The sequence below is a fragment of the Pseudarthrobacter sp. MOO14 genome, assembly GCF_058267675.1.
The window spans coordinates 3,451,160-3,476,972 of the sequence record NZ_CM177849.1; the positions used below are offsets into that span (position 1 = coordinate 3,451,160).

Annotated in this window: 20 protein-coding genes and 2 rRNA genes; 15 read left to right on the forward strand and 7 right to left on the reverse strand. The window is 65.7% G+C overall.

All coding sequences use genetic code 11. The annotated features are described in order from the left end of the window. Positions 1-286: 286 nt before the first annotated feature. From AC4EEV_RS16105 to AC4EEV_RS16130, 6 genes are all read left to right on the forward strand, one after another. Positions 287-3,415: ribosomal RNA gene (locus AC4EEV_RS16105) — 23S ribosomal RNA — on the forward strand. 164 nt (positions 3,416-3,579) lie between these two features. Further along, positions 3,580-3,696 (forward strand): 5S ribosomal RNA (gene rrf / locus AC4EEV_RS16110). 327 nt (positions 3,697-4,023) lie between these two features. Continuing rightward, positions 4,024-5,631, forward strand: a complete 1,608-nt coding sequence (locus tag AC4EEV_RS16115; protein ID WP_491329426.1) for a hypothetical protein — start codon at positions 4,024-4,026, stop codon at positions 5,629-5,631. 93 nt (positions 5,632-5,724) lie between these two features. After that, the gene (locus AC4EEV_RS16120) at positions 5,725-6,483 is read left to right on the forward strand and encodes a LamB/YcsF family protein (protein ID WP_133831988.1); all 759 of its coding nucleotides are present in this window, start codon (positions 5,725-5,727) and stop codon (positions 6,481-6,483) included. Positions 6,484-6,485: 2 nt separating this feature from the next. Continuing rightward, positions 6,486-8,135: a 5-oxoprolinase subunit B/C family protein gene (locus tag AC4EEV_RS16125; RefSeq protein ID WP_491329427.1), complete on the forward strand. Its 1,650-nt coding sequence runs from the start codon at positions 6,486-6,488 to the stop codon at positions 8,133-8,135. Continuing rightward, on the forward strand, positions 8,128-9,876 hold the full coding sequence (locus AC4EEV_RS16130; protein WP_491329428.1) for an acetyl/propionyl/methylcrotonyl-CoA carboxylase subunit alpha: 1,749 nt from the start codon (positions 8,128-8,130) through the stop codon (positions 9,874-9,876). The genes AC4EEV_RS16125 and AC4EEV_RS16130 overlap by 8 nt, the downstream gene beginning before the upstream one ends. On the opposite strand, the gene AC4EEV_RS16135 is transcribed toward AC4EEV_RS16130, so the two are convergent. Further along, positions 9,873-10,886 (reverse strand): prenyltransferase/squalene oxidase repeat-containing protein, encoded by a 1,014-nt coding sequence (locus tag AC4EEV_RS16135; RefSeq protein ID WP_491329429.1) that lies wholly within the window; start codon positions 10,884-10,886, stop codon positions 9,873-9,875. The two genes, AC4EEV_RS16130 and AC4EEV_RS16135, sit on opposite strands and share 4 nt — an antisense overlap. A gap of 59 nt (positions 10,887-10,945) precedes the next feature. Between AC4EEV_RS16135 and AC4EEV_RS16140 the strand changes: the two genes are divergently transcribed. The 8 genes from AC4EEV_RS16140 to ppsA all read left to right on the forward strand — a co-directional run bounded on the left by AC4EEV_RS16140 (position 10,946) and on the right by ppsA (position 19,618). After that, the gene (locus tag AC4EEV_RS16140) at positions 10,946-11,623 is read left to right on the forward strand and encodes a GntR family transcriptional regulator (RefSeq protein ID WP_018762093.1); all 678 of its coding nucleotides are present in this window, start codon (positions 10,946-10,948) and stop codon (positions 11,621-11,623) included. 211 nt (positions 11,624-11,834) lie between these two features. Beyond that, positions 11,835-12,548: a DUF969 domain-containing protein gene (locus AC4EEV_RS16145; protein ID WP_109863603.1), complete on the forward strand. Its 714-nt coding sequence runs from the start codon at positions 11,835-11,837 to the stop codon at positions 12,546-12,548. Continuing rightward, entirely contained in the window at positions 12,545-13,516 is a 972-nt protein-coding gene (locus AC4EEV_RS16150) for a DUF979 domain-containing protein (protein ID WP_018762091.1), read from the forward strand. Before AC4EEV_RS16145 ends, AC4EEV_RS16150 begins: the two co-directional genes overlap by 4 nt. 34 nt (positions 13,517-13,550) lie before the next feature. Further along, on the forward strand, positions 13,551-14,648 hold the full coding sequence (locus AC4EEV_RS16155) for a DUF2891 family protein (protein ID WP_491329430.1): 1,098 nt from the start codon (positions 13,551-13,553) through the stop codon (positions 14,646-14,648). A gap of 235 nt (positions 14,649-14,883) precedes the next feature. Further along, complete coding sequence (locus AC4EEV_RS16160) at positions 14,884-15,105, forward strand: hypothetical protein (RefSeq protein ID WP_491329431.1); 222 nt, start codon at positions 14,884-14,886, stop codon at positions 15,103-15,105. Positions 15,106-15,332: 227 nt separating this feature from the next. Beyond that, positions 15,333-16,142: a slipin family protein gene (locus tag AC4EEV_RS16165; RefSeq protein WP_018762088.1), complete on the forward strand. Its 810-nt coding sequence runs from the start codon at positions 15,333-15,335 to the stop codon at positions 16,140-16,142. A gap of 94 nt (positions 16,143-16,236) precedes the next feature. Next, the gene (locus tag AC4EEV_RS16170; RefSeq protein WP_026264675.1) at positions 16,237-17,055 is read left to right on the forward strand and encodes a pyruvate, water dikinase regulatory protein; all 819 of its coding nucleotides are present in this window, start codon (positions 16,237-16,239) and stop codon (positions 17,053-17,055) included. A gap of 142 nt (positions 17,056-17,197) precedes the next feature. Further along, complete coding sequence (gene ppsA / locus AC4EEV_RS16175) at positions 17,198-19,618, forward strand: phosphoenolpyruvate synthase (RefSeq protein ID WP_491329432.1); 2,421 nt, start codon at positions 17,198-17,200, stop codon at positions 19,616-19,618. A 43-nt stretch (positions 19,619-19,661) separates the two neighbouring features. Here ppsA and AC4EEV_RS16180 read toward each other — a convergent pair whose 3' ends face one another. Beyond that, positions 19,662-20,165 carry a DinB family protein gene (locus tag AC4EEV_RS16180; RefSeq protein WP_491329433.1) on the reverse strand — a complete coding sequence of 168 codons (504 nt, stop codon included), beginning with the start codon at positions 20,163-20,165 and terminating at the stop codon, positions 19,662-19,664. Positions 20,166-20,199: 34 nt separating this feature from the next. Then, complete coding sequence (locus AC4EEV_RS16185) at positions 20,200-21,876, reverse strand: FAD-binding dehydrogenase (RefSeq protein ID WP_491330903.1); 1,677 nt, start codon at positions 21,874-21,876, stop codon at positions 20,200-20,202. A gap of 124 nt (positions 21,877-22,000) precedes the next feature. Here AC4EEV_RS16185 and AC4EEV_RS16190 point away from each other — a divergent pair, with 124 nt between their 5' ends. Beyond that, entirely contained in the window at positions 22,001-22,897 is an 897-nt protein-coding gene (locus AC4EEV_RS16190; RefSeq protein ID WP_491329434.1) for a diacylglycerol/lipid kinase family protein, read from the forward strand. Between the two features lie 65 nt (positions 22,898-22,962). Here AC4EEV_RS16190 and AC4EEV_RS16195 read toward each other — a convergent pair whose 3' ends face one another. From AC4EEV_RS16195 to AC4EEV_RS16210, 4 genes are all read right to left on the reverse strand, one after another. Next, positions 22,963-23,220: a hypothetical protein gene (locus AC4EEV_RS16195; protein WP_109863597.1), complete on the reverse strand. Its 258-nt coding sequence runs from the start codon at positions 23,218-23,220 to the stop codon at positions 22,963-22,965. A gap of 98 nt (positions 23,221-23,318) precedes the next feature. After that, positions 23,319-23,759 carry a hypothetical protein gene (locus tag AC4EEV_RS16200; protein WP_240617818.1) on the reverse strand — a complete coding sequence of 147 codons (441 nt, stop codon included), beginning with the start codon at positions 23,757-23,759 and terminating at the stop codon, positions 23,319-23,321. 258 nt (positions 23,760-24,017) lie between these two features. Then, positions 24,018-24,539: a hypothetical protein gene (locus AC4EEV_RS16205; protein WP_018762080.1), complete on the reverse strand. Its 522-nt coding sequence runs from the start codon at positions 24,537-24,539 to the stop codon at positions 24,018-24,020. Between the two features lie 143 nt (positions 24,540-24,682). Next, positions 24,683-25,813, reverse strand: coding sequence for an alkaline phosphatase family protein (locus AC4EEV_RS16210; protein WP_491330904.1), 1,131 nt, complete (start codon positions 25,811-25,813; stop codon positions 24,683-24,685).

Genomic DNA, 25,813 nt, shown 5'->3' on the forward strand with positions numbered 1-25,813 from the left:
GACGGCCCCTGCCTGTTTGGGTGGGGGTTGTTGGTGGGTTTGTTTGTTTCTGGTTTCCTGGCTGCATCGATCATGCATGGGTGCGTCTGCTGTTGCGGGCGTGGTGTGTGGGGTGTGTGGTTTGGGGTTGTTGTTTGAGAACTACATAGTGGACGCGAGCATCTTGTATAAGAAGCAATTTCCAAGAATATGAACCTGGATCTGGCTGCGCTGTTGATGCCCTTTGTGGGTGTTGGGGTGTGGTTGGTTTCTGTGGTTCTCTCGAGAAATTTTTTTTGATCTTTGTGGTCAAGTTTTTAAGAGCACACGGTGGATGCCTTGGCATTAGGAGCCGAAGAAGGACGTAGGAATCTGCGATAAGCCTGGGGGAGTCGATAACCGGACTGTGATCCCAGGGTGTCCGAATGGGGAAACCCCGCCAAGCGCGCGAGTGACTTGGTGACCCGTACCTGAACACATAGGGTGCGTGGGGGGAACGCGGGGAAGTGAAACATCTCAGTACCCGCAGGAAGAGAAAACAATAGTGATTCCGTTAGTAGTGGCGAGCGAACGCGGATCAGGCTAAACCGTTCCATGTGTGATAGCCGGCGGGCGTTGCATGGTCGGGGTTGTGGGACTTTCCATACCAGTTCTGCCGGGCTGGTGGGGTGTGATGTGCGCGCATAGGTGAACGGTTTTGAAAGGCCGGCCAGAGAGGGTGTTAGTCCCGTAACCGTAATGTGTTTGTGCCGCCTGTGAGAGTATCCCAAGTAGTACGGGGCCCGAGAAATCCCGTGCGAATCTGTCAGGACCACCTGATAAGCCTAAATACTCCCTAATGACCGATAGCGGACCAGTACCGTGAGGGAAAGGTGAAAAGTACCCCGGGAGGGGAGTGAAACAGTACCTGAAACCGTGTGCTTACAATCCGTCGGAGCCAGTCTGATTCTGGTGACGGCGTGCCTTTTGAAGAATGAGCCTGCGAGTTAGTGTTACGTCGCGAGGTTAACCCGTGTGGGGCAGCCGTAGCGAAAGCGAGTCTGAATAGGGCGTTGCAGTGGCGTGATCTAGACCCGAAGCGAAGTGATCTACCCATGGCCAGGTTGAAGCGACGGTAAGACGTCGTGGAGGACCGAACCCACTTCAGTTGAAAATGGAGGGGATGAGCTGTGGGTAGGGGTGAAAGGCCAATCAAACTTCGTGATAGCTGGTTCTCCCCGAAATGCATTTAGGTGCAGCGTTGCGTGTTTCTTGCTGGAGGTAGAGCTACTGGATGGCTAATGGGCCCTACAAGGTTACTGACGTCAGCCAAACTCCGAATGCCGGTAAGTGAGAGCGCAGCAGTGAGACTGTGGGGGATAAGCTTCATAGTCGAGAGGGAAACAGCCCAGACCACCAACTAAGGCCCCTAAGCGTGTGCTAAGTGGGAAAGGATGTGGAGTTGCCCAGACAACCAGGAGGTTGGCTTAGAAGCAGCCACCCTTAAAAGAGTGCGTAATAGCTCACTGGTCAAGTGATTCCGCGCCGACAATGTAGCGGGGCTCAAGTACACCGCCGAAGTTGTGGCATTCAAACATTTACTAAGCCTTCGTGGTTCAGGTGTTTGGATGGGTAGGGGAGCGTCGTGTGGGCGGTGAAGTCGCGGTGTAAACCAGCGGTGGAGCCTACACGAGTGAGAATGCAGGCATGAGTAGCGAAAGACGGGTGAGAAACCCGTCCGCCGAATGATCAAGGGTTCCAGGGTCAAGCTAATCTGCCCTGGGTAAGTCGGGACCTAAGGCGAGGCCGACAGGCGTAGTCGATGGACAACGGGTTGATATTCCCGTACCGGCGAAAAACCGTCCATGTTGAACAGGGGATACTAACCGCCCGAGACCTGCCCGCTCACCCTTGTGGTGTTGTGGGTTTTGGTGGAGCGCGGGACCTGATCCTGGGAGGCAAGCGTATTAACAGGTGTGACGCAGGAAGGTAGCCGAGCCGGGCGATGGTTGTCCCGGTCTAAGGATGTAGGGCGAGTGGTAGGCAAATCCGCCACTCATGGTGCCTGAGATCTGATGGGACCCCCGTTTGGGGGGATTTGGTGATCCTATGCTGCCGAGAAAAGCATCGACGCGAGGTTTTAGCCGCCCGTACCCCAAACCGACACAGGTGATCAGGTAGAGAATACTAAGGCGATCGAGAGAATTATGGTTAAGGAACTCGGCAAAATGCCCCCGTAACTTCGGGAGAAGGGGGGCCCCAACCTTGATACACCTTCGCGGTGTGGAGGGGATCGGGGCCGCAGAGACCAGGGGGAAGCGACTGTTTACTAAAAACACAGGTCCGTGCGAAGTCGCAAGACGATGTATACGGACTGACTCCTGCCCGGTGCTGGAAGGTTAAGAGGACCGGTTAGCCTCACGGCGAAGCTGAGAATTTAAGCCCCAGTAAACGGCGGTGGTAACTATAACCATCCTAAGGTAGCGAAATTCCTTGTCGGGTAAGTTCCGACCTGCACGAATGGAGTAACGACTTCCCCGCTGTCTCAACCATAAACTCGGCGAAATTGCAGTACGAGTAAAGATGCTCGTTACGCGCAGCAGGACGGAAAGACCCCGAGACCTTTACTATAGTTTGGTATTGGTGTTCGGAGTGGCTTGTGTAGGATAGGTGGGAGACGTTGAAGCCCGGACGCCAGTTCGGGTGGAGTCATCGTTGAAATACCACTCTGGTCACTTTGGACATCTAACTTCGGCCCGTAATCCGGGTCAGGGACAGTGCCTGATGGGTAGTTTAACTGGGGCGGTTGCCTCCTAAAAAGTAACGGAGGCGCCCAAAGGTTCCCTCAGCCTGGTTGGCAATCAGGTGTCGAGTGTAAGTGCACAAGGGAGCTTGACTGTGAGAGAGACATCTCGAGCAGGGACGAAAGTCGGGACTAGTGATCCGGCGGTACATTGTGGAATGGCCGTCGCTCAACGGATAAAAGGTACCTCGGGGATAACAGGCTGATCTTGCCCAAGAGTCCATATCGACGGCATGGTTTGGCACCTCGATGTCGGCTCGTCGCATCCTGGGGCTGGAGTAGGTCCCAAGGGTTGGGCTGTTCGCCCATTAAAGCGGTACGCGAGCTGGGTTTAGAACGTCGTGAGACAGTTCGGTCCCTATCCGCTGCGCGCGCAGGAAATTTGAGAAGGGCTGTCCTTAGTACGAGAGGACCGGGACGGACGAACCTCTGGTGTGTCAGTTGTACTGCCAAGTGCACCGCTGATTAGCTACGTTCGGATGGGATAACCGCTGAAAGCATCTAAGCGGGAAGCTCGCTTCAAGATGAGATTTCCATACACTTTATGTGTGAGAGGCCCCCAGCCAGACCACTGGGTTGATAGGCCGGATGTGGAAGCGAGGACTAACGACTCGTGAAGCTGACCGGTACTAATAGGCCAACAACTTACACCACACAGATACATACAAATTCTGCTTGCGTCCACTATGTGGTTCCCAACCAACAACCCCAACACCCGGGGTTTGATACGGCACGGAACCAACAACTGAATAACAACACCACACATGTTGTAACCACAGTCTTCCCACCAACCCCAGGGTTGGGACGGGTAACAAGGTTACGGCGGTCATAGCGTGGGGGAAACGCCCGGTCCCATTCCGAACCCGGAAGCTAAGACCCACAGCGCCGATGGTACTGCACCCGGGAGGGTGTGGGAGAGTAGGACACCGCCGGACACACACTTGGTCGAGGCCCCAACCAAAACGGTTGGGGCCTCCCACATTTAAAAACACCACCACCCACCCACCACACGACCACGCCAGCTCACACCCGACACGTAACCCCCGCTCACACCCGACACGTAACCCCGCAACCCCCGCTCACCCCTGAGCGGGCGTTGGGGTTGAGGCTGCAGGATCTGAGCGGGCGTTTGGGGTTGAGGCTGCAGGATCTGAGCGGGCGTTGGGGTTGGAGCTGCAGGATGTGAGCGGGCGTCGGGGGAGGCTGGCGGCGGCACCGGCGGAGTGGGAGAATTTGGTCATCCTTTGAATAGGGGGGCCATCATGGCCGGCCTGGGAGTTCTCCAACCTGGCCGCCGCTCCCGGGCATCCGTGCCCAGGCTCCTGGCGGTTGTACTCGTGTTCGCGATCGGGGTGCTGTTCGCTTCACCCGCACGGGCTGTCGACTATGGACACGACATTTCCTGGCCGCAGTGTCCGGGTGGCCTTTCGATGCCGCCCGAAGATACTGGGTTCGTCGTCGTTGGCCTGACGCGCGGACTCGCCTTTACCGAAAACCCCTGCCTGGCAGGCCAGTTCCAATGGGTGCTCGACCACGTGGTCAGGGCCCAGGCATATGCCATGGCGACCTTTCCCACCGGGGCGCAGTATGAGGCCTACGGAGACGACGGCCCCTATCCCGCCATCACCCGGCCGGACCGCCTGCGGAACGTCGGGTATGCGGAGGGTCTCGCCGCCCTGGCATCCCTTGCCAAGGTGGGATGGCGGCCGGAGAGAATCTGGGTCGACGTCGAACCCCGCCCGCAACAGCCCTGGCCCAGCTCGTCGCCCGCCGAGCGGCAGGAGAACCGTTACGTCATCGCCGGACTCCTGGCCGCACTGGCAGACGCCGGATACCCGCACGGGATCTACTCTTACGCGAGCGCCTGGGAAGCCATTACCGGGTCGTGGCAGCTCGCCGACGTGCCTGTCTGGTCACCGGCAGGCCGACTCGACTACGCCAGTGAAGCGTCCGACCTCTGCGTGAACCCGAGCTTCTCCGGCGGCACTGTCCACATCACGCAGTGGACCGACGGCACTTACGACTATGACATGACGTGCAGTGGCGTCTACCAGGCCCACGTCGCGACGATTGGCTGGCAGCCGAGCGTCGCCAACGGTGCGATCGCGGGCACCACCGGCCGGTCGCTGCCGCTGGAGTCGTTGCGCCTGTCGGTGGCGGGGGACCGCCTCCCGGGTGACATTCTCTGGCGGGGGCATGTACAGGACATCGGCTGGCAGCCGTGGACCACGTCGGCGTCCCCGATTGGAACCACGGGCCTGGGCCTGCGACTGGAGGCGTTTGAGCTGCGCTTGACCGGGGACCTGGCCTCGAAGTACAGCATCAGGTATCGCGCCCACGTGCAGAACCTCGGCTGGCAGCCCTACAGGGTGGACGGGACCACGGCCGGCACTGTCGGGCAGGGTCTGCGGGTGGAGGCGGTGACGATTGAGTTGGTTCCCAAGGTGGCGCCGGCATTCACGGCCGTATACGCCGCCCACGTCCAGGACATCGGCTGGATGGCGAACGTTTCCGATGGCACCGTCGCCGGGACCACGGGCCAGGCCCTTCGAGTCGAGGCGCTGCGCCTCAGCGTGGCCAGCATGTCCTACGGCGGAGACATCCTGTGGCGGGGGCACGTGCAGGACGTTGGCTGGCAGCCCTGGACCTCCTCGGCCAACCCCATTGGTACCGTGGGGCGGGGGCTGCGTTTGGAAGCCTTCGAAATCAGGCTGACCGGCGAGCTGGCGAACCACTACAGCATCTATTACCGTGCCCACGTGCAGGATTTGGGTTGGCAGTCCTGGGTGGCCGATGGGGGAACGGCGGGAACGACGGGCGTTGGCAAACGGATTGAGGCCGTGCAGATTCTCCTTGCCCCCAAGGCCTGAGGCTGGTCACGGCAGCGCCAACCATCAGGATTGTTGAACAATCCTGATTTATAGGGCATTCTTGGAGTACCACCAATCCGAGACGGAGATCACATGCCCAGCATCGACTTGAACAGCGACGTCGGCGAATCGTTTGGAAACTGGTCCTTCGGCGATGACGCCGCCATTTTCGAAAGTGTTTCCAGCGCCAACGTGGCCTGCGGCTTCCACGCAGGCGATCCCGTGGGCATCATGGCCACCTGCCAGGCCGCCGCCAAGGCCGGCGTCACGGTGGGCGCCCACCCCGGCTACCGTGACCTGGCCGGCTTCGGCCGCCGGTTCGTGGACATGACCCCGGCGGAACTGACCGCTGACGTGGTCTACCAGATCGGCGCCGTCCAGGCCGTAGCCCTCGCCGCCGGAACCGCAGTCCGCTACGTCAAACCCCACGGTGCGCTGTACAACACCATCGTCAACCACCCCCGGCAGGCCGGCGCCGTGGTGGCCGCCATCCTTGCCGTGGACCCCACCCTTCCCCTCATGGTCCTGCCGAACTCCGAGATCCAGCGCCAGGCCGACGCCGCCGGGCTGCGCACGGTCACGGAGGCCTTCGCCGACCGTGCCTACAACCCTGACGGCACCCTGGTCTCCCGGCGCGAACCCGGAGCCGTGCTGCACGAGGTGAAGGACGTCGTCGAGCACGTCCTGCGCCTTGCCACCGATGGCGTGGTCCGCGCCGTGGACGGTTCACTGGTCCCGGTCAAAGCGGAAAGCATCTGCCTGCACGGCGACACCGCCGGCGCTGTGGCAATGGCCGCCGCCGTCCGCGCCGCCCTGGCCGATGCCGGCATCACCATCCAAAGCTTCGCGTAGCCATGGCTGCCACACAACAGCGCCCGGCCACGGCGCCGGTCCTTACCGCGATCAGGCCTGCAGGAGACCGGGCAATCCTGGTTGAGCTCTCCTCCCTGGACGCGGTGCTCAGCCTCCAGGCACAACTTATGGCGCACCCCAGGCCGGGCCAGATCGACGTCATTGCCGCCGCCGGGACAGTGCTGATCACCGCTGATTCGCCGCATGCCCTGCAGGAGCTGGCCGCGCACGTTCGCGGCCTGGACCTTGACGCGCCCGCGGAGGCCGACAGCACACTGGTCACCATTGAGGTGGTGTACGACGGCGACGACCTGGACGAGGCCGCGGCGCTCACCGGCCTCGGCCGCGAAGGCGTCGTGGCAGCCCACACAGGCCAGCTGTGGACGGCAGCCTTCGCCGGATTCGCTCCGGGCTTCGCCTACCTCACCGGCGAGAATTCCACCCTTGACGTGCCGCGCCGGCGCTCCCCGCGAACGGCGGTACCCGCCGGGGCAGTGGCCCTGGGTGGACAATACTCGGCGATCTATCCCCGGCAGTCACCGGGCGGATGGCAGCTGATCGGACGGACCGACGCCGCACTCTGGGACCTCGAGCGGGAAAACCCCGCGCTCATCCGCCCGGGCGATACCGTCCGTTTCGCCGCCGTCCGGGCTCAAGCCACCGTTCGGCGGCACACCGAAACTGCTGCCAGCGCGGAGGCTCACGAGGAACATGCCTCGGCGGGCCTGGCCGTGCGAAAGCCTGGCCTCCAGGCCACCATCCAGGACCTCGGCCGGCCGGGCTACGCAGCCCTGGGTGTCAGCAGCTCCGGTGCCATGGACCGGGGTGCCCTGCGCCGCGCCAACCGCTTGGTGGGCAACCCGGAGGACACCGCGGGAATCGAAACCCTCTTCGGCGGCCTGGAACTCGAAGCCCTGACCGACCAGGTCCTCGCCGTCACCGGCGCCAGCGCGCCATTGGAGGTGACGTCGTCGAACGATGCCCAAACGACGACGGCGGTGCGGCATCCGGCGTGCGACGCCCCGTTCGCGCTGCTGGCAGGGGAGCGGCTCACAGTGGGTGCGCCCACGGCAGGGCTGCGCTGCTACCTGGCCGTCCGTGGCGGGGTCGCGGGCCCGGCCGCACTGGGCAGCCGATCCACCGACACCATGTCGGGGATCGGTCCCGAACCGCTCACCGCAGGAACCATCCTGCCCGTGCATGCCGCCAAACCGGGCAGCATTGTGGGCAACCCCGAAATCTCACCCCTCCCGGACCAAGGCCACGCCACAGTGCTCCGCGTGGTTCCTGGACCGCGGCAGGACTGGTTCAACGATGAAACCCTGCAAAGCTTCCTGTCCCAGGAGTGGACCGTGACACCCAAGTCCAACCGGATCGGCCTGCGCCTGGACGGACATGGACTGACACGGAGCAAGGAGGGTGAACTGGCGAGTGAAGGCACTGTCCGCGGCGCCGTGCAGGTGCCCCCGGAAGGCCAGCCGGTCCTTTTCCTCTCTGATCATCCGGTGACCGGCGGGTATCCGGTGATTGCCGTCGTCGTCCACGCTGACCTGGACAAAGCCGCCCAACTTCCGCCGGGTGCCACGGTGCGGTTCACCGCAGCATCCCCGGCAGACCAGCCCGAAACACCGAAGGAAAGCTTCCATGCGTAAAGTCCTCATTGCCAACCGCGGCGAGATTGCCGTCCGGATCGCCCGGGCCTGCGACGACGCGGGCCTGGAGAGCGTTGCCGTCTACGCCGATCCGGATGCCGATGCGCTGCACGTTTCCGCCGCCACCGAGGCGTACTCGCTGGCCGGTTCCCGGCCGCAGGAAACCTACCTGGACATTGAAAAGATCCTGGCGATCGCGGCCACAAGCGGTGCCGACGCCGTCCACCCCGGATACGGCTTCCTGTCCGAGAACGCCGGGTTCGCCCAAGCCGTGATCGACGCCGGCCTGACCTGGATCGGGCCCTCGCCGGACACCATCCGGCTGCTCGGCGACAAGGTCAGCGCCCGCGAGGTTGCCGTCCGCGCCGGTGCCCCGCTGGCACCGGGAAGCGACGGCCCGGTGGCCAACGCCGCAGAAGTCCGTGCGTTCGCGGAACAGGTTGGCCTTCCGGTAGCCATCAAGGCGGCCTTCGGCGGCGGCGGACGCGGCCTGAAAGTAGTCCGGAACCTTGCCGACATCGAGGAAAGCTTCGACTCTGCGGTACGCGAATCCCTTGCAGCCTTCGGCCGCAGCGAATGCTACGTGGAGAAATTCCTGGACCGCCCCCGGCACGTGGAGGCCCAGGTCATCGCGGACACACACGGCAACGTGGTGGTGGTCGGCACACGCGACTGCTCGCTGCAGCGCCGGCACCAGAAGCTCGTGGAGGAGGCCCCGGCGCCATTCCTTACGCCGGACCAGCGGGCCGCCATCCATGCCTCGGCCAAGGCCATCTGTAAGGAAGCCGGATATGTGGGCGCCGGCACCGTGGAGTACCTGCTGGACGGCTCCGGTTTCCTGAGCTTCCTGGAAGTCAACACCCGGCTCCAGGTGGAGCACCCCATCACGGAGGAAACCTCCGGCGTGGACCTGGTGGCCGCCCAACTGTCCATCGCGGCGGGGGAGGTGCTTCCGGTCCTGGAGGACCCCGAGCCGCGCGGTCACGCGTTTGAGTTCCGGATCAACGCCGAGGACCCGGGCCGCGGATTCCTGCCGTCCCCGGGCACCGTGGATTCCTTCGAGGTGCCCACCGGGCCGGGAATCCGGCTGGATACCGGTGTGCGGGCCGGGTCAACAGTGCCGGGACAATTCGATTCGCTGCTCGCCAAACTGGTGGTGACCGGCGCGGACCGGCAACAGGCCCTCCGCCGTGCCCGCCGCGCGCTGCGCGAGTTCCGTGTTGGTGGGCTGGCCACCGTCCTGCCGTTCCACCGCGCCGTGGTGGAGGCTTCAGACTTCACCGGCACGGATTCCCTGGGCGTTTACACCACCTGGATCGAGAGTGAATTCGCCGCCGAGCTGGAAGCGGACCCGGCGTTCAGCCCCGCCGCACCCGAGGAACCGCGCCGGACGATCGGCATCGAAGTGGACGGCAAGCGGATGGAGCTCGGACTTCCTGCCGTGCTGCTGGATTCGCTGCTCAACGGCGGTGGCCGCGGCCGTTCCGACGCGGCGGAGGGGAGCGCGGCTGCTCCGGCCGGGAAAAACGACGGCGACCTGCTGGCCACCATGGCCGGCACCGTGGTCAAGTGGCTGGCTGAGCCCGGAACACTCGTCGAGGAAGGCGAGGCGGTGCTGGTGCTCGAAGCCATGAAGATGGAAACGGCCGTGACCGCCCACCGTGCCGGCACGGTCGGGGAGCTGTACGCGGCGCCCGGAGACGCCGTCGGGCCCGGCCAGGCGCTCACCACCATCGTTTAGGCGGCCGGCGGGGCACCTGGCGACGGCATGCGCGCGAACACCCGGCACACCGCGAGGCTGAACCAGAGCTGGAGGTCGTGGAACCGGTCCCGGAGCAGATGGCCGGTGAAGAGCCCCGAGGGTTCCTGGTGAGCGGACAGCCAGTCGCGCGCCCTGTCGGTCTTTTCCGATTGGAGGTTGGGACTGATGACACTGATTGCGTCGAGGGCGGACACGAGGTCCGTCATCCAAAAGGGAAAGCTGAACTCGGTCCAGTCGGAGACGCGGCCCTTGTCCGGGTAGGCATCCGGCTCGAAGAAGCGGCCCGCAAGCAGCGCCGCAGCGTGTTGTGCGGAGGCACCGGCGCGGTGCCCAGGATGGGCCGCGTACGCCCTGAGGACTACCCCGGTGATCAGGTGTGAGAAGGGCCGGGCCGGGTCGCCGGTGATGGTCCGCTGGTCGTCGAGCGCGTCGAGGTTTCTTCCCCGGGTGCGGAACGGAAGGGCCCAGCCGCCGTCGTCCTGCCGCGACGCCTCAAGCCAACTGAAGGCACGTTCCACCCGGGGGTCTCCGCTGTAGCCCGCCTTGCTGAGGAGCCCGATGAGGGCCGCCGTGTAGTTGGGAGACACTTGGTTGCCGTAAATCCCCCGAAGATCACCTTCGGCGGACTGGCGTGAGAGGACATAGTCGGCCGCTGCCGCGAGGGCGGGATGCCGGTGCGTGAGCCCGAACATCTCCACCAGGAACCCGAGTTGCCGGTAGGTTTCCAGCAGGTCGTAATCCGTCCGCGCCCGGGGCCGTCTCCCGGGGTAGGTCCACGACCCGTCCGCCGCCTGGCGCCGCAGGATCCGGCGCGGGATCGGAAGGTCCCAGAGTGCCGCTTCAGGCGTTCCCGCCGGGCCGGCGGGAGGGCCTGACGGTGGCGGGGGGAGTTCTTTGGCAGCCCAGTAACGCACAGCCGGGTGCCCGCTCGACAGCAGCGGACTGATCGGGTCGAAGCGCAGGCCGTGCAGCCATGTCATGGTCACCATGATGGCGGAATACGTCAGGCGCGGACAGGGTACCCGTGCCCTGCCGATATCGTGGTGCCATGACGTTTGACGAGGTGCTGGCCGATCTTCAAGCCCAGGCCAGGACCACCAAGCACGCCGAAACCGGGCTGTGGGTGGCCGCACAGCTTCGCAGCCGCATTGAGGCCGGCCAGCTCAAGCCCGGCTCCAAGCTCGCCGAGGAAGCCCTCCGCGAGGCCCTCGGCGTGTCCCGGAACACCCTCCGGGAGGCGTTTGCAGCCCTCCACTCGGAACATATCGTCACCCGCATTCCCAACCGCGGCGTGTTCGTCGCGCACCCCACGGCCGAGGACATCCGCGAGATCTACCGGGTCCGCCGCTTCCTGGAGCCGTCAGCGGTCCTGTGGTCCGGCACGGTCTCCACGGAGCCCCTGGCGGCAATCGTCAAGGCAGCGAGGGCTGCCGCAGCCGACGGCGACATCCCGGGCATGGCCGGCGCCAACCAGGACTTCCACCGCGCCATCGTGGACCGCGCCGGCAGCGAACGCCTGAACAGCCTTATGGACCAGGTGCTGGCCGAGATGCGGCTGGTATTCCACTCCATGGCCGCCAATCCCGCCTTCCACGAACCCTACGTGGAGGACAACGCGAAGATCGTCGAGCTCCTGGAGGCCGGAGAACTGGCCGCGGCAGCGGACTTCCTGGCCGGCTACCTGGAGCGCGCCGAAGCGCAACTGCTCGCCGCCGTCGGCCGCTGACCTGATCCTTTCCGCAGGAGGGGTTGCGGGATTGTTGAACAAAACGCTATGCTGTGGATCACACCGTTGTCCTGCAGCACACACAATCCTGCAGCCCTAACGTGACCGGGGCTCCCGCCCCTCGGCGCCGCCCCACCGACTAAACCTGGGCACGGACGCGCCGGCCCCCACTTTCGCAGACCCGTCACGGGTCCCCTGGGAAGGGATAATCATGCTTGTACTCATCGGGGTGCTGCTGGTGATCGTTGGCTTCGCCATCCGCCTGAACCCCCTGATTGTCGTCACCGTCGCGGGCATCGTCACCGCGCTGCTGGGCGGCATGAACCCCGCGCAGATCCTCGAGTCGTTCGGCACCGGCTTCGCCAGCAGCCGGTCAGTCACCATCTTCGTGGCGGTGCTGCCCGTGGTGGGCATTATCGAGTTCTTCGGGCTGCAGGAGCAGGCCAAAACCCTCATCGGCCGGCTCGCCAAACTGACCGCCGGACGCGTCCTGATCGGCTACCTGGCCGTCCGCCAGATCACCGCCGCCGTGGGCCTGACCAGCATCGGCGGCCACGCACAGACCGTCCGCCCGCTGGTGTTCCCCATGGCGGAGGGCGCAGCGCTGCGCCGCTACGGCCACGTGCCGGAAAAGATCAGCGAGAAGATCAAGGGCCACGCCGCCGGCGCCGACAACGTTGGTGTGTTCTTCGGCGAGGACGTGTTCGTGGCGGTCGGCTCCATCCTGCTGATCACCACGTTCGTGGACACCACCTACCACCTGCACCTGGAACCGCTCCAGCTGGCGCTTTGGGCCATCCCCACCGCCATCGCCGCCTTCCTCATCCACGGCTTCAGGCTGCTGCGCCTGGACAAGCAACTGGACAGGGAATACCGCGAGTTTGAGCTCACCGCCCAGAAGGAAACTGCAGGAGAAGCCAAATGATCAACGTTGAAGCCGTTTATTGGCTGGTCGGCATTCTGTTCGTCGCATGGGCGTCGCTGATCGCCGCCGACACCAACCACCCCCGCCGCTGGGGCAGCTCGGCCTTCTGGGGCCTGCTGGGCCTGTGCTTCTTCTACAGCACCTGGGTCCAGGCAGGAACCGCACCCGCCTGGATCCTGGGCGTCGCCGTCCTGGTCCTGGTGGTACTGGCATCCACCGGCCTGCTGGGCCACGGCAAGCACCGCACCTCCACCGGGCCCGAGCGCGAGGCCTACGCCAAACGCTTCGGCAACAAGCTCTTTATCCCCGCCCTGACCCTGCCCCTGGTCACTGTGATCCTGGTGCTCGCTGCTCCTGTGCTGGTGATCGGCGGCACCCCGCTGCTGGATCCCAAGAACACCACGCTCGTGGCGCTGGCCATCGGCGCCGTAGCCGCCGTCGTCGTCGCCCTTGTCATCCTCAAGCCCAAGAACCCGGCCACGCCCCTCTTCGAAAGCCGCCGGATCCTCGAATCCATCGGCTGGGCCGCATTGCTGCCGCAGATGCTCACCACGCTGGGCATCCTCTTCACCAAGGCCGGCGTCGGTACCGCGGTGGGCACCCTGGCTTCAGGGCTGCTGCCCAAGGGCTCGCTGATCGCGGGCGTGCTGGTGTACTGCATCGGCATGTTCCTCTTCACCGTGCTGATGGGCAACGGCTTCGCGGCCTTCCCGATCATGACCGCCGCCATCGGCTGGCCCGTACTGGTGCAGACCTTCCACGGTGACCCCGCCATCATCTTCGCGATCGGCATGCTCGCCGGCTTCTGCGGCACCCTCTGCACGCCCATGGCAGCCAACTTCAACCTGGTGCCGTCCGCGCTGCTGGAGATGAAGAACAAGTACGGCGTCATCACGGCGCAAGTGGGCACGGCCATCCCGCTGCTGGCAGTCAACATCGTGCTGATGTACTTCCTGGCCTTCCACTAAACCTTCCGCTCATCCCGGCTTTCAAAGGAGCATGATGGACAACGATCTTCGCTTACAGGCGGCCCCGGACTACGCCGCCGTGGTGCTGGGCAACCTTTCGGAGCCCTACCCGCACTCGGCACACCACACCCAGGTGTCCGCCGACGACCGTCCCACGCCGGAGCAGATCCACCCCGCGTTCTACACCTCCTTCGACTGGCACTCCTGCGTCCACATGCACTGGCTGGGGACCAGCCTGCTGGGGGCCGCCTCCGGGTCGCCTTCGTCCGGGGCTGCTCCGCAGGGGGCGTCCGACGGCGGGACGGCGGCTTGGGTGGACGGCCCGACTGCCGCGTCGCTGCGGGAAGCCCTGGGCGCCAACCTGACCCCGGCCAAGCTGGCGGTGGAACGGGACTACCTGCTGGCCAACCCGTCCTGGGAACGTCCGTATGGCTGGGCGTGGCTCATGCGGCTTGCGGCCACCTGTTCCGCGTCCTCCGATGCGCAGATCCGCGAATGGGGCTCCGCCCTGGAGCCGCTGGTGGATGCAGTGGCGGAACTCAGCGTGGCGTGGATGGCCAAGGCGCAATACCCCGTCCGGCACGGGCTGCACACCAACGCCGCGTTCGGTGTGGGCTACATGCTCGACGCTTTCCGATCCTTGGGCCGCGAGGACGCCGCGACGGCGTGCGAGGAAGCGGCGCGCGGCTGGTTCGCGGATGACCGCGGCTGGCCGGGGGACTGGGAGCTCAGCGGCCAGGACTTCCTCTCCGCCGGCCTCAGCGAGGCGGACCTGATGCGCCGCGTGCTTTCCGCGGACAAGTTCGCAGGCTGGTTCGCGGGGTTCCTGCCTGAGCTCTCCACGGCGTCGCGGATCTTGCAGCCGGTGAGCGTGACGGATGAGACCGACGGCTACCTGGTGCACCTGCACGGACTGAACCTGACCCGGGCCGGCCAGGTGGCGCGCATCATCGCCGCCCTGCGCGAATCCTCCAAGCCCGAGGCATCCGCCGCGGCGGCCGTCCTCAGTGAGGCACTCGATCCGCTGTTGAAGGCCGGGCTCGCCGGGCTGGAGAGCGGCGACTTCATGTCCACGCACTGGCTGGCGAGCTTCGCCTGGGACGCGCTGGGATCCGTGGCGGCGCTGGACTGATTCTTCGCTGGCCGGGGCCGGTTTGCCGGTAGGCCCGTCGCCGGCTGACCAGTCACACTCCGTCCAAAGCCTCCGGACCATGCATGCTGTGCCATGGCGCGTTAGTCTTGCTGCACCACGCCGGCGTGCGTGACCTGGGAGCAGCGGGCAGGGTTGTAATGAGCTGACTGTCCGCCCATGAGCCCGGAGGAAACCGATGCGACAGCACGTCAGTACATGCCTGCCAGACCCTGCCGTGGCAGGGGACACCGCCACCCTCAAGCCCCGGCGGAAGCGGACCAGGCACCCCCGGCTTGCGGTGGGGGACCGGGTCAGTTTTGCCGAAGGAACCTTGGCCGGCACCGGGGTCGTGGACGCCGTGACCTCCGATTATTCGATCATCTGGGTGTGGACCGATGAAGGTCAGGGCCGCAGGATGTTCTTGCAGGGGTACGGAAGCATCGTTTCTGCGGTTTAGGTTCGACGCCGAAGCCCGGGCGGCCGCGGACGTCCGGCCACGAGCCACACAACTCCGCCCACCACGTCCCAAGGCAACCTTAAGGCGGCGCCTGTCGCATTCACACGTCCAGTACGCTCCGGTTCCAAGCTCCCTGACGCCTTTGGTGGGACAATAAGTGCAGGGCCCCTGTCACGGCGCCAGCCAGGTGCCGGCACGGCCCGCGCAAAGACCAGGAGGGGATCCCGATGGACCCCACCACCGTGACTGTCATTGTCCTCGTTATCCTGCTTCTCGTTGCTGCGCGGATGTCCATCCGGATCGTCCGCCAATACGAGAAGGGCGTACTGTTCCGGCTTGGCAGGGTAGTCGGCGTAAGAGACCCCGGCCTGCGGTTGATCATTCCTGTTATCGACCGGCTGCCGCTGGTAAGCCTCAGGATCGTGACCATGCCCATTCAGTCGCAGGGCATCATTACCCAGGACAACGTCAGCGTGGACGTGTCAGCGGTGGCCTACTACCGGGTGGTGGACGCCGTGAAATCCGTCATCGCCATCGAGAACGTGGCCGCGGCCATCGACCAGATCGCCCAGACCACGTTGCGGAAGGTGGTTGGCCGCCATACCTTGGACCAGACCTTGTCCGAGACCGAACGGATCAACGGCGACATCCGCGAAATCCTCGACGTGCTCACCGTCGAATGGGGCGTGGAAGTCACCCTGGTGGAGCTCAAGGACATCCAGCTGCCCGAAAGCATGAAGCGTGCCATGGCCCGCCAGGCAGAAGCCGAACGCGAGAAGCGAGCGAAGATCATTGCCGCCGAAGGCGAGGCCATCGCCGCTTCAGCGCTCGGCGATGCGTCCGACACCATGATGGCGCACCCACTCGCGTTGCAGCTCCGCAACCTGCAGTCCCTGGTGGAAATCGCCGTCGACAAGAACTCCACGGTGGTGTTCCCCGCCCCGCTGATGAGCACCATCGGTGAACTCTCCGCCTTCCTGGCCCGCGAGAACCAGGCAGCGTCCGCCGCCGGGCCGTCCCCTGTGAAAGCGGCCTGACCGGCGAACCGGCCCGCGTACAACCAACGCGTCGGCCGGGCCCGCGCCGGTCCAGACTTCGGGTCCGCACCACAGCGGCCGCTAAAGTCGTGCCATGACCACTGCTGCTCTACGCCCTGTCTACTTCCTCTCGGACAGTACGGGCATCACCGCGGAAACGTTGGGCAATACGCTGCTGACCCAGTTCCCGGTGGCCGACTTTGACCGTGTCACCATCCCCTTCATCACCACGGCCGAGCAGGCACGGGCGGTGGTGCGCACCATCGACGGCCTTGCCGCCACCGGGCCCCGGCCGCTGGTCTTCTCCACCGCCGTCAGCAGCGAAATCCGGCAGATCCTGGCCGGCTGCAAAGGCGTGATCGTGGACCTGATCGGCACGCACGTGGGCGTGCTGGAACAGGCGCTCGGCGCGCCTGCCAGTGGCGAACCCGGCAGGGCGCACGGCCTGGGCAACGCCGCGCGCTACCAGTCCCGGATGGCGGCTGTGGAGTACGCGATGGAGCACGACGACGGCCAGAGCCTGCGTGCCCTGGAGAAGGCGCAGGTGATCCTGGTGGCCCCGTCCCGGTGCGGCAAGACGCCCACCACCATGTATTTGGCACTCCAGCACGGGATCTTCGCCGCCAACTTTCCGCTCGTCGACGAGGACTTCCAGCGGGACGGCCTGCCGAAGCCGCTGCAGCCCTTCGTGTCCAAGTGTTTCGGCCTGTCGTCCAACCCGCTGCGCCTGAGCCAGATCCGCACCGAACGGCGGCCCAGCTCGCCCTACGCATCCTTGCGTCAGTGCGGCTTTGAGTTGCGCAGCGCCGAGCAGCTGTACGTATCCCACCGGATCCCGTACCTGAACTCCGCCACCGTGTCCGTGGAGGAGATGGCGGCCACCATCCTGCAGCGGATGAATCTCAAGCATTAGCAACAATTCACAAACGTGGCGTGGCGCACATCATGTGGAAAGTGCGCGGCAGACCTGCCACTGTTGACAAGGTTTTTCTTCCGGCCGGCACTACCGTGGCGGCCAGCAATGCCTAAGCCACCTCTGCAAAGGAGCAGTAAACATGACCACAGACGTTCTTTGGTTCTCCGAACTCGGGCTTGAGGACTTGGACAAGGTGGGCGGCAAGAACGCCTCCCTGGGCGAGATGGTGCAGAACCTGACGTCCGCCGGCGTACAGGTCCCGGACGGATTCGCCACCACGGCGGACGCGTACCGCCGGTTCCTGTCCGACTCCGGCCTGGACCAGAAGATCGCCGACCGGCTCGTTGGCCTGGACACCGATGACGTGACGGCGCTGGCGGCTGCCGGCCAGGAGATCCGGTCCCTGGTCCGCGACACGCCGTTCCTGGCGGATTTCGAGGCGCAGGTCCGCGAGGCGTACCAGCAGCTGGTGGACAAGCACGCCGGCTCGCAGGATCTTTCTTGGGCGGTGCGCTCCAGCGCCACGGCAGAAGACCTTCCCGACGCCTCGTTCGCCGGGCAGCAGGAGACCTTCCTTAACGTCCGCGGCATCGAGAACATCCTGCAGGCCATCAAGGACGTCTTTGCCTCGCTCTACAACGACCGCGCTATCGCCTACCGCGTGCACCACAAGTTCGAGCACGCCGAGGTGGCACTCTCGGCGGGCATCCAGCGCATGGTGCGTTCCGACGTCGGCGCTTCCGGGGTCATGTTCACCATGGACACCGAGTCCGGCTTCCAGGACGCCGTGTTCGTCACCTCCTCCTACGGGCTGGGCGAAGCAGTGGTCCAGGGCGCCGTGAACCCCGATGAGTTCTATGTGTACAAGCCCGCCCTGGAAGCCGGCCGGCCGGCCATCCTCAAGCGGGGCCTGGGCGAGAAGGCCCTCCAGATGACCTACACCACCAACAACGAGATCGGCCGCACCATCGACTTCGTGCCGGTGGAGGAGTCCCAGCGCTCGCGCTTCAGCCTCACGGACGACGACGTCGAGCAGCTGGCGCGCCACGCCGTCGCCATTGAGAAGCATTACGGCCGCCCGATGGACATTGAGTGGGGCAAGGACGGCATCGACGGTGGACTGTACATCCTGCAGGCCCGCCCGGAAACCGTGCAGTCCCGCCGGGCCCCGGGCAGCATGAGCCGGTTCCGCCTGAACGCGACCGGCCCGGTGCTGGTGGAGGGCCGCGCCATCGGCCAGCGGATCGGCGCCGGCAAGGTCCGGATCCTCACCGCGATCGACCAGATGGCCTCGTTCCAGACCGGCGACGTCCTGGTGGCGGACATGACCGACCCTGACTGGGAACCGATCATGAAGCGTGCCTCCGCGATCGTCACCAACCGCGGCGGACGCACCTGCCACGCGGCCATCATCGCCCGCGAGCTGGGGATTCCCGCCGTCGTGGGCACCGGCAACGCCACTGACGCGCTGGCCGACGGCCAGGAGGTGACCGTCTCCTGCGCCGACGGCGAGACCGGCACCATCTACGAGGGCCTGCTGGACTTCAGCGTCGAGGAGACCGGGGTCACCGATCTGCCCGAGGCGCCGGTGAAGGTCATGATGAACGTCGGCACGCCGGAACAGGCGTTCACTTTTGCGCAATTGCCCAACCACGGCGTGGGGCTGGCCCGGCTGGAGTTCATCATCAACCGGCAGATCGGCATCCACCCCAAGGCGCTCCTGAACCTGGACAGCCAGCCGGAGGAGGTGGCCGCCGAGATCCGCGGGCGGATTGCCGCGTACGACAGCCCCCGCGACTACTACATCAAGCGACTGGCCGAGGGCGTGGCCACCATTGCCGCCGCCTTTGCGCCCGAACCGGTGATTGTCCGCATGTCCGACTTCAAGTCCAACGAGTACGCCAACCTCATTGGCGGCCCGGCGTACGAACCGCACGAGGAGAACCCGATGATTGGGTTCCGCGGCGCGTCCCGCTACCTGGAACCATCCTTCCGGGACTGCTTCGACCTTGAATGTGAGGCACTGTCCTTCGTCCGCAACGAGATGGGCCTGACCAACGTCAAGCTGATGATCCCGTTCGTGCGGACACTGGACGAGGCACGCGGCGTCATCGACCTGCTCGCCGAGAACGGCCTGCGCCGCGGCGAAAACGGCCTTGAGGTCATCATGATGTGCGAACTGCCTTCCAACGCGCTGCTCGCCGACGACTTCCTGGAGTACTTCGACGGCTTCTCCATCGGCTCGAACGACATGACCCAGCTGACCCTGGGCCTTGACCGTGACTCGGCCATCGTGGCCAACAGTTTCGACGAACGGGACGCGGCAGTGAAAAAGCTGCTCAGCATGGCCATCAAGGCCTGCCGGGCGCACGGCAAGTACGTGGGCATCTGCGGCCAGGGCCCCAGCGACCATCCGGACTTCGCTGAATGGCTGGTGAAGGAAGGCGTCAACTCCCTCTCCCTGAACCCGGACACGGTGGTGGACACCTGGCTGCGGCTCGCGGGCGCGGCGGAGGACTCGTCCGCCGGGCCAGTGGCTGCCGCGGCCGGCGCAGCCTGACCAGAGCGCCGAAAGGTCCAGGGGCGGTCCCGCCGCGGTGTCATCACCGGGACGGGACCGCCAGCACCTGCTCGCGCAGGATGTCCGCGTGGCCGCAGTGCTGGGCCAGTTCCCGCAGCATATGCAGGTACACCCAGCGCAGCGGAAGCGGGCCCCGCCGGTTGCCGGTGACCACATCGTCCAGGCCCAGCCCGGCCGCGGCCGCCCGGGAGGCGGCGCACGCCTCCCGGTGGGCTGACCGGACGGAGGCCACCGTGTCGGCGTCGTCAAGCATGAACGATTCGTCCGGGGTGGCCGGGATGCCGATCTCACTGCGCGTGCGGGCCGTGACGGCTTCGTCGAACCAGACCTTCTCCACGAAGGTGGCGTGCTTCACCAGGCCCAGCAGCGTGGTGCGGGACGGAACCAGCCGGCGCCGGGCCTGCTCTTCGGTCAAGCCGTCCAGGCAGTCGTCGAGCGCAGCCCGGTGCTCGTCCAGGAAGAACTCGAACTGGGCACGCAGCGGCTCGGAAATCACGTCGTCCATGGAACGGGGGAGGATGGCCATACGCCGACCCTAGCAAGCCGGAAAGGATGCGCGGCTACAACGCCCGGGCCAGGGAACGCCCCACCGTCCTGCCGGTGAAGATGCAGCCGCCCAGGAAGGTGCCCTCGAGGGCGTTGTATCCGTGGGCGCCGCCGCCGCCGAACCCGGCGGCCTCCCCGGCGGCGTACAGCCCGGGAATGGGGGCGCCTTCCTGGCCGAGGGCCTGCCCGGACAAATTCGTCTGGATGCCGCCGAGCGTTTTCCGGGTGACGACGTGGAGCCGCACCGCGATCAGCGGGCCCGCCTTCGGATCCAGGATCCGGTGCGGCTTCACTGTCCGGAAGAGCCGGTCACCCAGGTAGCGGCGGCTGTTGCGGATGCCCGCCACCTGGGCGTCCTTGGAATAGGCATTACGGATCTCGGCGTCGCGTTCCCCGATCTGGCGCCGCAGCAGCGCACCGTCCAGCAGCGGTTCCGCGGTGAGCCCGTTCATGCCGCGGACCAGGTCCGGCAGGTTGTCCGCCACCACAAAGTCCGCGCCGTGCTCCTTGAACGCCTCGATGGGACCGGACGCGCCCCGGCCCAGCCGGGTCTTCAGCAGCAGCTTGAGGTCCCGGTTGGTAATGTCCGGGTTCTGTTCGGAGCCGGAAAGGGCGAACTCCTTTTCGATGATCCGCTGGTTGAGGATGAACCAGGAATGGTCGTATTGCTGGATGTCCGGGGTGGTCCGCAGCAAGCGGAGGGTGCCCAGCGTGTCGTAACCGGGCAGGCCGGGGGAGGGGAGCCGCCGGCCCAGAGCATCGAACCACAATGAGGAGGGGCCGGGCAGGATCCGGATGGCGTGGTCCGGCCAGATGGGATTCCAGTTCTGGATCCCCTCGGTGTAATGCCACATCCGGTCCCGGTTCACCAGCCGGACTCCGGACCCGTCGGCGATGTCCAGCATCCGCCCGTCCACATGCTGCGGCACCCCGGTGACCATCCTGCGCGGCGGTGTTCCCAGCCGGTCCGGCCACCAGCGCCGCACCTGCTCGTGGTTGCCGCCGATCCCGCCGGAAGCGATCACCACAGCCTGCGCCCGCAACTCAAAGTCCCCAACAATGTCCCGGTTGGAGGACACCCCACGCGGCGACGCATCAGGTGCCAGCACTGCGCCACGCACCCCGGTGACCGTACCGTCGTCGTACGTTAAACCGTCCACCCGGTGCCGGAAGAAGAACGTGACTCTGCCCGCCGCGGCCGCCTCCCGCGCCTTGTCCGCGAACGGTTCGGACACCCCGGTGCCGGTGCCCCACGGGACGTGGAAGCGGGGAACCGAGTTGCCGTGGCCGCCGGCCCTGCCGTCTCCGCGCTCGGCCCAGCCCACCAGCGGCGTGAACCGGATGCCCTGCTCCTGCAGCCAGGAGCGCTTGTCGTCGGCGGCGAACTCCACGTAGGCGCGGCCCCACTGCGCGGCCCATTCGTCCTCCGGGTGCGGTCCGGAAAGCCGGTCCCATTGCGCTGAGCCCTGCCAGTCCTGCCACGCCAGCTCGAAGGAATCCTTAACGCCCAGACGGCGCTGCATGGGGGTGTCCACAAGGAAAAGCCCGCCCAGCGACCAAAACGCCTGGCCGCCCAGGTTGGCCTGGTTCTCCTGGTCCAGGATGGCGACGCGCTTTCCCGCACGGACCAGCTCGTTGCAGGCCACCAGCCCGGCCAACCCGCCACCAATGATGATCACGTCCGCATCCATGCGTGCCTGCCCGGCGGGTTGTCCACTCATCGTCCCACTCTGCCATCCGAACGGGCCTTCGGAAACCAAGGCCGCGGGTTAGGCTGGAGGCACCCGCACCAGGAACCCGGAGAACACGTACGCCATGGCTGATGACGGAGCACCTGCCGCACCTTTCGACCGTGCCGTCCTGATCTTCAATCCCGGCCGGCCTGGAATGGGCCAGCGGATCGAGGCGTTGCAGCGGGAACTGGCCACCGACCTGCCGGGGCTGCCCGTTCACCTGTTGCCAACGGAATTTGCCGGCCACGCCCGTGAACTTGCCCGGGGCGAGGCGCGCCGGGGTGTGCCGCTCATCCTTTCCGTCAGCGGGGACGGCGGGTACAACGAGGTGGTCAACGGCGTGATGGACGTGCCCGGGAGCAAGGCCGTCTGCGCCGTCATTCCCGCCGGAAATGCCAACGACCACTACCGAAGCCTGCCGGTGCGAACCTTCGCGGAAGCGGCGTCGGCCGGTGTGGGCCGGCGCGTCGACCTGCTGCGGATCACGCTCCGCACCGGAACGCAGGAACGGGTCCTGTACGCGCATTCCTACGTGGGGTTCGGGCTGACCTCGCTGATGGCCCTCGGCATTGAACAGGGCGGCAAGGGTAAGGTCCTGGAGCTCGTCTCCGTGGCCCGCACGCTCTCGAGGTTGAAGCCCTTCGAACTTGTCCGGGATGACGGGGCCACCGCCCGGTTCGACAGCCTGATCCTGGCCAACGTCTCACGCATGGCCAAGTACGGCACCGTCAGCGAGTCGCATTACCCGGACGATGGGCGGTTCGAGGTGGTGACGCTGCCCCACGCCGGGTTGATGAAGATGGCCCTGATGACGCTCCGCGCGGTCACCCTGGGGCTGGGGCATCAACCGAGCGTCAGCCGCTATGCCTTCTCCACCAGCGATACGGTGCCCTGCCAGATTGATGGTGAGGTGGTCTACGTCGAGGCGGGAACCCATGTCCTGGTGGAAAGCGCCAAGGGAGCCCTGGCCACCCTCTGACGTCTTAGGTCGGAGTGACGCGCGGGCCGGGGTACCGCCGCCGGGCGGCAGTACCCCGGGACCAGCTACGGCTGCACGGAGTCGAAGAACGTGTAATCCGGATTCGGCCCGGCCTCATGGGATTTCATCCTGATAAAGTCCACGTCCTCCCGGGACAGCGTGGTCTCACCGTGGGGATCTCCGTTGGCTCCCTCGCCGGCGGCTGCACTGATCTGGGCGGAAATTGTCCGTGGCAGAATCATGCAGCCTGGGTTCGCCAGCAGCCATTGGGTGACCGGAGCGGGAAGCAGGTTCCACTGGTCGCGAATACTGATGTCAGTCATGGGGTGTGCCTTTCGTAATGGTGTCAAGGACGCCCCCAGGCCCGGGATGCGCCGGTGCCGGCCGCGGTTTACGCAGCCGGCACACGAGGAGGAAAGGCTTAATCGAAGTGGATGTCTGCGGCCGCCTTGCGCAGCGACTCAAGGCGCTCTTCTTCCACCAGGCCCAACGCTTCGAGTTCGTCGGTTCGGTGGGTCCGTTCCTGGGCGGCCTGGGCTGAAATGTCGCGCAGGATCACGCCTACAAGATGGGCCAGGCCTGCTTTGAGGTCCACCAGGTTGGTGTTGGTGATCAGGAGGCGGCGGTCTGAGACGCGGAGTTCCACATCGCTGTACCCGGCGTCGGCCAGGCGCTGTTTCGTCGCTTCGCCGTGCAGCAGCTCGATTTCGCGGGGCTGCGGCCGGCGGGAGAATACGGCCGGAACGGTGTACCGCGTGGGGCCTTGGGCGGTGCCCAGGTTCGGTGGCAACGCGGATGCGAGGACTCCGCTGACCGATAGCGCCGAGTCGGCGCGTATAACAGAGTCTTGGATGGTGGTCATGGTGTCTACCAGCGTTCTGAAGGGTGCACTGCCGGATCCCGGGACGCGGGGCGGAGTGGCTGGGGCAGGGGATCCGGGGCCGGATCGGCTGCAGTGGAGGTGAACGGTGTTAACCCGTTCCGGCCGGTGTTGTGGTGCGGCCCCTCGTCGTACCGATTCCCTGGTGTGCCGGCGTCGAGGCTACTCGGTACGGCGCGCGCCGGCGGCCGTGGAAGGCAACCGGGAATCGGGCTCATTTTCGGGGCAACGGATGTCCTGTCACGATGTCCCGAGATACTTTGAGTCTACGCTCATCAGCGACTCTTCCGGGCCGGGATGCGGAACCGGCCCGCCGAAGGTCGGACGCCGGCCGGAACGGTAGGCGGAATCAATCACGGATGCGAGTTCGTCCAGCACGGTGTGGTTTCCGGGGAGCACCACGTGGGCCAGGAATTCCGATTCGAGGGAGGCGATTCCCGCGGCCACGGCTCCGAGTTTGGCGTCAATGGCCAGGGCCAGGGCATGCCATGATTTGCGGTTGGCGCGTTCGAGGATTTTCGCGTTGGCTTCGTGGACCCGGCTGTCCGCGATGTCGCCACGAATGGCCAGGGCGCCGTCGGACTGCAGCAATGGCATGACAATCCGGAATTGCCGTCCGGTCCCCCTAAAAGCCACAGCGCTCCGGTCCCCTCGCTGGGTGAACAGGATGTCCGTTGCCCCGTAGTCCGTGAGCGCCTGCCTGATGTGCTTCCGGGAAGCCTCGCTGCTGAAGGAGTCGCCGCGGGTGTAAGGGCTTGTCATCTCCTAACTATGCGCCTCGCCGCCACCCTTTCCTAACGTCGCCATAACGCATCGGCCGCGGAACAGCAATGGACCCGGCAAACGCTGCACTGCAGTCCGTTTGCCGGGTCCATTCGAGGGGAGGCATGCAGCCCCGGTCAGGCTCAGACCCCCGCGTTGTACACGTCCAGGCCAAACCGGTTGAGCCCGGGCGTCCCGGCGTACCCCAGGTACGGCAGCCCAAAGGTGTCCTCGATGCTGGCGAGCAGGCTGTAGTGGTTGTACGGCGTGGTGGACCAGGTTCCGCCCTTCGTGAAGGGGGAGAGGACCAGCGCGCCGACGCGTCCGCCGCCCATGCCCGTGATGCCTGGCAGGGCCGCGTTCGGGCCCGGGCCTTCGCCGCAGCAGGCACTGGCGTCCGACTGGGGCCCGTCGGATTCGTCGAAGGTGATCACCAGGACGCCGTCCTGCTTGAACGCCGGAGAGTTGGTGATGACCGGAACCCATTGCTTGAGCCAGGCGTCAGCGCTTGCCAGGCCGCCGGGCTGCCCGTCCACGCAGGGGGAGTCGTGTCCGTCGTGGCAAAGGTTGGGCGTGATCATGGACAGGTTGGGCGTGGTGGCAGCCGAGGCGAGGTCCGTCTGCAAGGCGGAGAGGTCGACGTCGTTCGTGGCGCAGTCCGGTGAGCCGGTGATCCCGGCGAAGTAGACGAACGGGTTGTGGCGGGCGGCGTACTGGTCGCCCACCTTGGCTTTCTGGGTGTCATCGACGGCGCCCAGGGCCGGGTGCCGGCAAGGGGTGCCCATGTCCTCCATGTACCCCTTCCAGGATTTCCCGGCGTCTTTGAGCTGCCCGGCCACCGTGGGAACGCTGGCCGGGAACACGCAGCCGTCGCCGACTGCTTGGCCGGGGCTGGCGGTGCCGCTGCCGACGAACGGGGTGTAGGTCTGGCAGTCGGCCTGCATCTGCGGGTTGGGTCCCTGGCCGGAAATCTGCGCCACGTAGTTGGGCTGGGAGTTGTGCGCCGTGCCGTAGTACTGGTTCAGCAGGACGCCTTGGCTGCGCAGGGTCTGGGAAAGATAAGGAGTGGCCGACGCCGGGCCCCAGGTTTCGTCGTAGCCCTTGTTTTCGAGGTTGATGACGAAGACGTGGTTGGCGCCGGGCAGGTAGCTGGAGGCCGCCGGCGCGGTGGCGGGAGCGGGGGCGGCGGCGGCCGGCTGTGACGGCGTTGCCGCCCCGCCGACGATGGCGGCGGCGAACACGGCGATGGCCGCTGCGGCGGCACGGAGTTTCAT